Source organism: Micromonospora sp. NPDC049580 (genome assembly GCF_040675595.1).
GTDB lineage: Bacteria > Actinomycetota > Actinomycetes > Mycobacteriales > Micromonosporaceae > Micromonospora.
In genome coordinates this window covers 1-8,298 of the sequence record NZ_JBFAPG010000289.1, presented here as the reverse complement: position 1 = coordinate 8,298, position 8,298 = coordinate 1, and the positions used below count along the sequence as shown (strand labels likewise).

At 72.7% G+C, this 8,298-nt stretch carries 7 protein-coding genes and 1 pseudogene; 4 read left to right on the top strand and 4 right to left on the bottom strand.

Features of this window, described 5'->3' with window-relative positions:
• Positions 1-87: 87 nt before the first annotated feature.
• The 4 genes and pseudogenes from ilvA to AB0J68_RS21400 all read right to left on the bottom strand — a co-directional run.
• Positions 88-1,305, bottom strand: a pseudogene (ilvA, locus tag AB0J68_RS21415) (threonine ammonia-lyase); the annotation flags it as partial.
• A gap of 124 nt (positions 1,306-1,429) precedes the next feature.
• Positions 1,430-2,422: a DUF4328 domain-containing protein gene (locus tag AB0J68_RS21410; protein ID WP_363940150.1), complete on the bottom strand. Its 993-nt coding sequence runs from the start codon at positions 2,420-2,422 to the stop codon at positions 1,430-1,432.
• 46 nt (positions 2,423-2,468) lie between these two features.
• A complete protein-coding gene (locus AB0J68_RS21405; protein ID WP_363940149.1) occupies positions 2,469-3,878 on the bottom strand; it encodes an amidase in 1,410 nt (469 codons plus the stop codon).
• 12 nt (positions 3,879-3,890) lie between these two features.
• Positions 3,891-5,033: a cystathionine gamma-synthase gene (locus AB0J68_RS21400; RefSeq protein WP_363940147.1), complete on the bottom strand. Its 1,143-nt coding sequence runs from the start codon at positions 5,031-5,033 to the stop codon at positions 3,891-3,893.
• A 137-nt stretch (positions 5,034-5,170) separates the two neighbouring features.
• On the opposite strand from AB0J68_RS21400, the gene AB0J68_RS21395 reads away from it, so the two are divergent.
• From AB0J68_RS21395 to AB0J68_RS21380, 4 genes are all read left to right on the top strand, one after another.
• Positions 5,171-5,593, top strand: coding sequence for an HIT family protein (locus AB0J68_RS21395; RefSeq protein WP_354854190.1), 423 nt, complete (start codon positions 5,171-5,173; stop codon positions 5,591-5,593).
• A 74-nt stretch (positions 5,594-5,667) separates the two neighbouring features.
• Positions 5,668-6,330 carry a peptide-methionine (S)-S-oxide reductase MsrA gene (msrA, locus tag AB0J68_RS21390; protein ID WP_363940145.1) on the top strand — a complete coding sequence of 221 codons (663 nt, stop codon included), beginning with the start codon at positions 5,668-5,670 and terminating at the stop codon, positions 6,328-6,330.
• A 363-nt stretch (positions 6,331-6,693) separates the two neighbouring features.
• Complete coding sequence (locus AB0J68_RS21385; protein ID WP_363940143.1) at positions 6,694-7,623, top strand: ribonuclease Z; 930 nt, start codon at positions 6,694-6,696, stop codon at positions 7,621-7,623.
• Positions 7,620-8,129, top strand: coding sequence for a GNAT family N-acetyltransferase (locus AB0J68_RS21380; RefSeq protein WP_363940141.1), 510 nt, complete (start codon positions 7,620-7,622; stop codon positions 8,127-8,129). Before AB0J68_RS21385 ends, AB0J68_RS21380 begins: the two co-directional genes overlap by 4 nt.
• Positions 8,130-8,298: the final 169 nt, after the last annotated feature.

Sequence of the window (8,298 nt, the reverse complement as noted above, 5' to 3'; positions counted from 1 at the left end):
GGGTCGTCGACGACCACCCGCTCGCCGGGGCGGGGCACGGCCAGCCGGACGTCGCGGGCCTTCGCCTCGGCCCACAGCCGGTGAACCGGCTCCGGCGGCGAAGACCACCTGGTAACCACTGGCCCGCAAGGCGCTGATCAGCGTGTCGGAGTGCTCCACACCACGGGTCTCCACCGACAGCGCCACCTCCACCTCCCCGAGGCCCAGGTGCGGATTGGCCCGCTGGTGTTCCACGTCCACCACGTTGGCCCGGTGCTCGGCGATCTGGCTGAGCAGCGACGCGAGTTGCCCCGGCCGGTCCGAGCAGCGCACGGTCACCCGCAAATAGCGACCCGCGGCGGCCAGCCCGTGCTCGATCACCCGCATCATCAGCAGGGGGTCGATGTTGCCGCCGGAGAGCACCGCGACCACGGGCGTCTCCACCTCCACCACGCCGGCCAGGAGCGCGGCCACGCCAACCGCCCCGGCCGGCTCGACGACCTGCTTGCCCCGCTCCAACAGCATCAGCAGGGCCCGGGAGATGTCCTCCTCGGTCACCGTGACGATCTCGTCGACGAGCTTGCGGACATGGTTGAACGTGATCTCCCCCGGTCGCCCGACCGCGATGCCGTCCGCGATGGTGGCGAAGGCGGGCAGCCGGACCGGTTCCCCGGCCACCAGCGAGGGCGGGAAGGCCGCCGCGCCGGCCGCCTGCACGCCGATGATGCGGACGTCGGGCCGCAGTGCCTTGGCGGCCACCGCCATGCCCGAGATCAGGCCGCCGCCGCCCACCCCGGTGATGATCGTCCGCACGTCCGGGCACTGTTCGAGGATCTCCAACGCCACCGTGCCCTGCCCGGCGATCACGTCCCGGTGGTCGAACGGGTGGATGAGCACCGCGCCGGTGCGCTCGGCGTACGTCTGCGCCGCCACCAGCGACTCGTCGACCGTGTTGCCGGCCAGCTCGACCTGCGCGCCGTACCCCTTGGTGGCGGCGACCTTCGGCAGCGGCGCGTTGACCGGCATGAAGACCGTCGCGTGCGTGCCGACCAGCCCGGCGGCGAGAGCCACTCCCTGGGCGTGGTTACCGGCGCTCGCCGCGACCACGCCGCGTTCGCGCTCGGCCGCCGACAGCCGGGAGATCCGCACGTACGCGCCGCGCACCTTGTACGAGCCGGCGCGCTGCACGTTCTCGCACTTGAGCCAGGTCGGTCCGCCCAGTGCCGCGCTCAGTGGCCGGCAGGGCTCCAGCGGGGTGGTCCGGACGACGTCGGCGAGCAGTTTCCGCGCAGCCCGTACGTCGTCGAGGCCGACCAGTTCCGTCATGCCCCCGATCGTGCCACCCGGCCCCGGCGTCCCCTGCGGCGACACCGGGTTGATCCACTCGACATCCCCGATGTCGCGGTATCAACCGCGCCCGGACACCGCCACATCAGCGATCCCGAGTGGATCACGATGTCGGCGCGGCCTCCGGTGCGGCAGGGCCCGCGGGGGCCGCGGCAGGAGCCGCCGGGGCCGCGGCAGGAGCCGCCGGGGCCGCGGCAGGAGCCTCTGGCGGGGCAGGGGCCGCCGGGGTCGCCATCGTCGGAGCGGGACCGGCCGAGGGCGGAGGGGACGCGGGCCACACCGGCGCAGCCGGCCACACCGGCGCCCCCGGCCACACCGGGGCGGTCGGCCACACCGGGGCGGCGCGGGCGATCCGGGCCTCCTGCGCGGCGGAGATCCGGTGGATCAGCAGGATCAGCGTCACCGCGGCGATTGCGCAGCCCAGCGCGGGCAGCGTGTTGCGGAGCAGGGAGTCCCGGTAGTAGTCGACGTACGCCTGGTAGCCGGCGTCGGTGAACGGGGTCTCCGGCAGCCGGTTGTACGCCTGCTCGTCCACGCGGCTGCGCACCCGGTCGCCGACGCTGAACACCAGCCAGGCGCACCACCAGACGACCACGAGGGTCGGCGTGAACCGCCGCCAGAGGCTGTCCCGCGCCACGCCCGCCACCACCCGGGCCGGCACCACGAAGTTCGCGAAGGGCACCAGCCAGCCGGCGATCGCCCAGCCGGCCCCCAGCGTCGGCAGGGCGCCGGGGAAGGCGTCGGTGTTCTTCCGCGCCCGCCACGTCCAGATGATCACCAGTACGGCAGCGGTGAGGTGCGCCACCACCATGGGCAGCGACAGCAGCCCTCCGACGATCGCCGCGCCGAGCAGCAGGTCCACGTCGTCGTTGGCCCTGGCCTGCCGGGCCATCGCCATCCCGATCAGCGGAGACAGCGCCACCACCAGGTAGAGCAGGGCGGTCGCGCCGACGGCGATGTTCGCCGCCAGGCCGATCCCGCGTACGCGGTAGGTCGGCAGACCCGGCGTGACGGCGGGCTGGCCCAGCGGCGTGTAGCAGCGCTGGCAGTCGTTGTGCTCGGGGGACGTGGGGTCCCCGCAGGTCTGGCAGCGCATTGGTGTCCCCCGGGTCCGCGCGACGTTGCGCGCACACGGTAGACGATCATGCGGCGGCCGGCGACCCCGTTCCGACGAGGGGATAACCGGGGGCGTGACGCGACCACGGGGCGGCCATCTCGAACTGACCGGCCACGCCGAGCAGCAGCAGTTCCGAGCCGGGCGGGCCGACGATCTGCACGGCGACCGGCAGGCCGTCGGGCCGGCGGCCCACCGGCACCACGATCGCCGGCAGGCCGGCGATGTTCCACGGTGCGGCGTACGGGGCGTACCGGATGTTGGCCGACATGTTCGCCCGCCAGGACCGCTCGGACCAGCGCCCGGCCTCCGGCGGCGCGCTGGCCAGCGCGGGGGTGAGCAGCAGGTCGACCGAGTGGTCGGTGAAGAAGTCGACCGACCGCTGCCGCCAGGCGGCCCGGTCAGCCTCCCGCACGTAGCCGCGACGCTGCGCCCACTCGCCCAGCGCGACGTGCCGCCGGGTACGCCGTTGCAGGCCACGCCGGTCCAACCCGGAAGCCCGGACGTCGGTGGCGGCGGCGGCGAACCAGGTGGCGATGCCCTGCAGGCCCAGGGCCGTGGGGTAGACCGGATCGGCCGGCACCGTGTCGTGCCCGGCGGCGGCGAGAAGCCGACCGGCGGCGGCGACCGCGTCCCGGTTGGGCGCGTCCGCTGCGACGCCGCGCACCGGGGAGCGCAGTGAGACGCCCACCCGCAGCCGCTGCGGCGGGACCAGCTTCTCCGCTCGCCGGCCGGCGAGCACCGAGAAGCCGACCGCGGCGTCCGCGACAGTGCTGGTCAACATGCCGTGCTCGGTGAGACCGAACCAGTCGTCCGCGCCGAGCTGGCAGGGCACCACGCCCCGGCCGGGCTTGAGACCGACCAGGCCGCAGCAGGCCGCCGGGATCCGGATCGAGCCGAGCCCGTCGTTGCCGTGCGCGATCGGCACCAGACCGGCGGCGACCGCGGCGGCGGCGCCGCCCGAAGAGCCACCGGGGGTACGCGTGTTGTCCCACGGGTTGCGGGTCACCGCGCTGTCGTCGTCGGTGAGTGCCCACAGCCCCAGCTCCGGCATCCGGGTGACTCCGAGGATCACCGCGCCCGCGCCGCGCAGCCGACGCACCACCTCGTGGTCGGCCTCCGCGACGTCGGTCCGCACGGCTGCCGACCCGTTCCAGGTGGGCAGGCCGGCGACCGGGGTGTTCTCCTTGACCGCCACCGGCACCCCGGCCAGGGGGAGGTTGGCCAGGTCCTCCTGCTCGTCGACCTTCTCGGCCTCGGTGATCGCCTCGCCGCCGCGAACGGCGCGGAAAGCCGCCAGCTCGCGGTCGGCCGAGGCGATGTACTCCAGGTGGTCGGCGACGACCTGGGTGGCCGAGACGTCACCCCTGCGTACGCCCCGGGCGATCTGCTTGGCGGTCGCCCCGACCCAGGTCGACATGATGTCCTGCACGGCCATCCTCCCCAGCGGTCAGCCCAGCGCCTGCTCCAGATCGGCGAGCAGGTCGTCGACCGTCTCGATGCCGACAGACAGTCGCACGAGATCGCCGGGAACTTCAAGCGGCGAGCCGGCAGCACTTGCGTGTGTCATCCGGCCCGGGTGCTCGATCAGGGATTCCACGCCGCCGAGCGACTCGGCGAGCACGAAGAGCTTCGTGCGGTTGCAGATCTCCACGGCGTGGTCCTCACCGCCGGAGGCGCGGAACGAGATCATGCCGCCGAACCGACGCATCTGCTTCGCGGCCACCTCGTGACCAGGGTGCGAGGGCAGCCCGGGGTAGATCACCTCGGCCACCTGGGCGTGCCCGTCCAGGTACGCGGCGAGCCGCTCGGCGTTGTCGCAGTGCCGGTCCATGCGTACCCCGAGGGTCTTGATGCCGCGCAGGGTGAGCCAGGCGTCGAACGGGCCGTTGATCGCGCCCATCGCGTTCTGGTGGTAGCGCAACTCCTCGCCGAGCCCGGCGTCGGCGACGACGAGCGCGCCACCGACCACGTCGGAGTGCCCACCGATGTACTTGGTGGTGGAGTGCACCACCACGTCCGCGCCGAAGGCGATCGGCTGCTGGAGGTACGGCGAGGCGAAGGTGTTGTCGACAACCAGCAGCGCGCCCGCGTCGTGCGCCACGGCGGCCAGGGCGGCGATGTCGGCGATGCCGAGCAGCGGGTTCGTCGGCGTCTCCACCCAGACGATCTTCGTCCGACCGGGCTGCACGGCGGCCCGGACCGCGGCCGCGTCGGAGACCTTGGCGGGGGTGAACTCCAGGCCCCAGCGCTGGGCCACCCGGGCGAAGAGCCGGTAGGTGCCGCCGTACGCGTCGTCCGGGATGATCACGTGGTCGCCCGGCTGGCAGACGGCCCGCAGCAGGGTGTCCTCCGCGGCCAGGCCGCTGGCGAAGGCGAGGCCCACCGGCCCGCCCTCCAGCGCGGCCAGGCACTCCTGCAGGGCGTCCCGGGTCGGGTTGCCGGAGCGGCTGTACTCGTAGCCGAGCCGGGGCGCGTTGACGGCGTCCTGGGCGTACGTGCTGGTCTGGTAGATCGGCGGGATCACCGCGCCGGTGCGGGCCTCAGGGTCCTGACCGGCGTGAATGGCGAGCGTCTCGAAGCCGTGACTCATTCTGGTGAGGCTAGTGCCCCCGTCCGGCGGGCTGGAACGGAACCCGCGCTCCGGGTGGGGACGGGCCTGTCCGGCCCGGCCCCCACGTGCCGGCCAGAGGGCGGCGGGCCGGTCAGCCGGCGACATAGCCTGGGGCGATGAGCGGGTGCGTGTTCTGCGGGATCGTGTCGGGTGACGTGCCGGCGTTCCGGGTCGCGGACGAGGCGGACGGGGTGGCGTTCCTGGACACCCGTCCGGTGTTCAAGGGGCACGTGCTGGTGGTGCCCCGGGCGCACCTGGTGACCCTGGCCGAGCTTCCGGCCGACCTGCTGCCCGGCTACTTCGCGCTGGTCCAGCGGCTGGCGGTGGCGGTGGAGGCCGCTCTGGGGGCAGGTGGGACGTTCGTGGCGGTGAACAACAAGGTGTCCCAGTCCGTCCCGCACCTGCACACCCACGTGGTGCCGCGTACCAAGGGCGATGGGCTGCGGGGTTTCTTCTGGCCGCGCACCCGGTACGCCGACGACACCGACGCACAGACCTACGCCGACCGGATCGCCGCCGGCCTGGGTGGCGGGGCCTGAGTCACAGTGGCACGGGTAAGGAAGAAAGACCCACCGGTGTTACACGCTGGGAGAGGTACGAGAGGAGTCCCACCGTGTTCCTGCGCCGTATGAACGCCGAGACGATTTCGCCCGAGCAGGCCCTGCCGGGCCGGCCGATCGCCATGCCGGTCGCCGACCGCCACGAGGTGCTGGGCACCCCGCTGAAGGGCCCGTTCCCGGAGGGTCTCCAGGTCGCCGTCTTCGGCATGGGCTGTTTCTGGGGTGCCGAGCGGCTGTTCTGGACGCTGCCCGGCGTCTACACCACCTCCGCCGGCTACGCGGGCGGCATCACCAAGAACCCGACGTACGAGGAGACGTGCTCCGGCCGGACCGGGCACGCCGAGGTCGTCCAGGTGGTGTACGACCCCAGCAAGATCACGTATGAGGACCTGCTGAAGGTCTTCTGGGAGAACCACGACCCGACCCAGGGCATGCGCCAGGGCAACGACGTGGGCACCCAGTACCGGTCGGCGATCTACACGACCAATGACGAGCAGCGGGCCATCGCGGAGTCGTCCCGGGACGCCTTCCAGCCGATCGTGAGCCGGGCCGGCAAGGGTGAGATCACCACCGAGATCGCCCCGCTCGGCAGCTACTACTTCGCCGAGGACTACCACCAGCAGTACCTCGCCCCGACCAAGAACCCGAACGGGTACTGCAACCACGGCCCGAACGGGCTGAGCTGCCCGGTCGGCGTGGCGCGTACCGCTGGCTGACCCACCTGCTTGAGCGCGATGCCCGGCCGCCGACGAGGTGGCCGGGCATTCCCGTCTGGCCCTGTGATCGAAATCCGTTGCCGCGCCCGGCGAGAACTCGATAACGTGGCCGTACACGTGAAAGGAGGTGGTCCAGACTTGTATAGCAATCGGACTCGTGAGGTGGCTGTCAGCTAGCCGCTGTCCTCGACAGTGATCCGTCCGCCGCGAGGCGGGCAACCAGTACGACCGTCGAGACCGTGTGGCAGCGGTGCGGCGAATCCACGACAGCCACCCGACCCCCGGGGTGCCGGCCAAGTCCAGCCGGCCCGCGCGACAGCGCGGAGCGCCCCGGGGGTCGCTCCATATCTGTGGGAGATCAGCGTGTCGATGCGCGAGCTGGTGATTCTCGGGACGGCCAGCCAGGCCCCCACCCGGCAGCGCAACCACAACGGGTACGTGCTGCGCTGGGACGACGAGGTGATCCTCTTCGACCCGGGCGAGGGCAGCCAGCGGCAGCTCCTGCACACCACGGTCACCGCGACCGACCTGACCCGGATCTGCGTCACGCACTTCCACGGCGACCACTGCCTCGGCCTGCCCGGCACCATCCAGCGACTCTCGCTGGACCGGGTGTCGCATCCGGTCGCCGTGCACTTCCCGGCGGGCGGCGCCGAGTACTTCGCCCGACTGCGGCACGCCACCTCCTTCTACGAGACCGCCGAGCTGGCGGTCACCCCGATCGAGACCGACGGTCAACGGATCGCCCTGAGCTGCGGCACGCTGGAGGCCCGCCGGCTGCGGCACCCGATCGAGACGTACGGCTATCGGCTGGTCGAGCCGGACGGCTGCCGGATGCTGCCGGAGAAGCTGGCCGCGTACGGCATCGCCGGTCCGGCCGTCGGCGAGCTGATCCGCGACGGGCACCTGGACCTCGACGGTCGTCGCGTCACCCGCGACGAGGTGAGCGTGCCCCGGCCGGGGCAGCGGTTCGCCTTCGTGATGGACACCGGCCTGTGCGACGGGGTGTACGCCCTGGCCGAGCACGCCGACCTGCTGGTCATCGAGTCGACCTTCCTGGAGTCGGAGGCCGCACTCGCCGCCGAGGTCGGCCACCTGACCGCGGCGCAGGCCGCGCGGGTGGCGACCGAATCGGGGGTACGCACGCTGGTGCTCACGCACTTCTCGCAGCGTTACCCCGACCCCCGCCGGTTCTTCGACGAGGCCCGCGGGCATTTCGACGGCGACCTGGTCATCGCCGAGGATCTGACCACCGTGCAGGTCCCGCCGCGCCGGGTAGCCTCGGCCGGATGACCGTCACGCTCCGCCCCGCGACCGGCGACGACCTGATGGGGATCGGCGCCCTGCACCAACGCTCCCGGGTGGCCGCTTACTCGTCGTTCCTGCCGGCGGAGGCGCTGGCCGAGCCGACCGGGGAGGCGATGGGACGGTACTGGACCGAGCGGTGGGCCTGGGAGCGCGACAACCACCGGCTGACCGTGGCGGAACGCGTCGGCGTGCTGGTCGGCTTCAGCTACGTGGGCCCGGACGACGAGGACGACCCGGCGACCGGACTGCTCAACGCGATCCACCTGGACCCGGCCGAGCAGGGGCGGGGCACCGGCCGCGCGTTGATGGTGGACGCTTTGGACGCCATGCGGGCGCGGGGCTGGCAGCGGGCGGTGCTCTGGGTGCTCCGCGACAACGCCCACGCCCGCGCCTTCTACGAGCGCGGCGGCTGGACCCCGACGGGAGCGGAACGCGAGGAACACATGGGCACCGCCCCCGCGCCCCAGCTCCGCTACACCCGCCCCCTCTGACGCCCTGCTGCCCGACGATCGTGCGTTTCGTGGGGCGCTCGCCCACGTGCGGTTCGTGCGGCGTCCACCCCGCCCCGCCCTGCCTCACGGCCTTTGCTCTGCTTCAACATACGCAACACCGAGTGTCCGGTAATCGGACACTCGGTGTTGCGTGGAGTGAAGCAGAGCA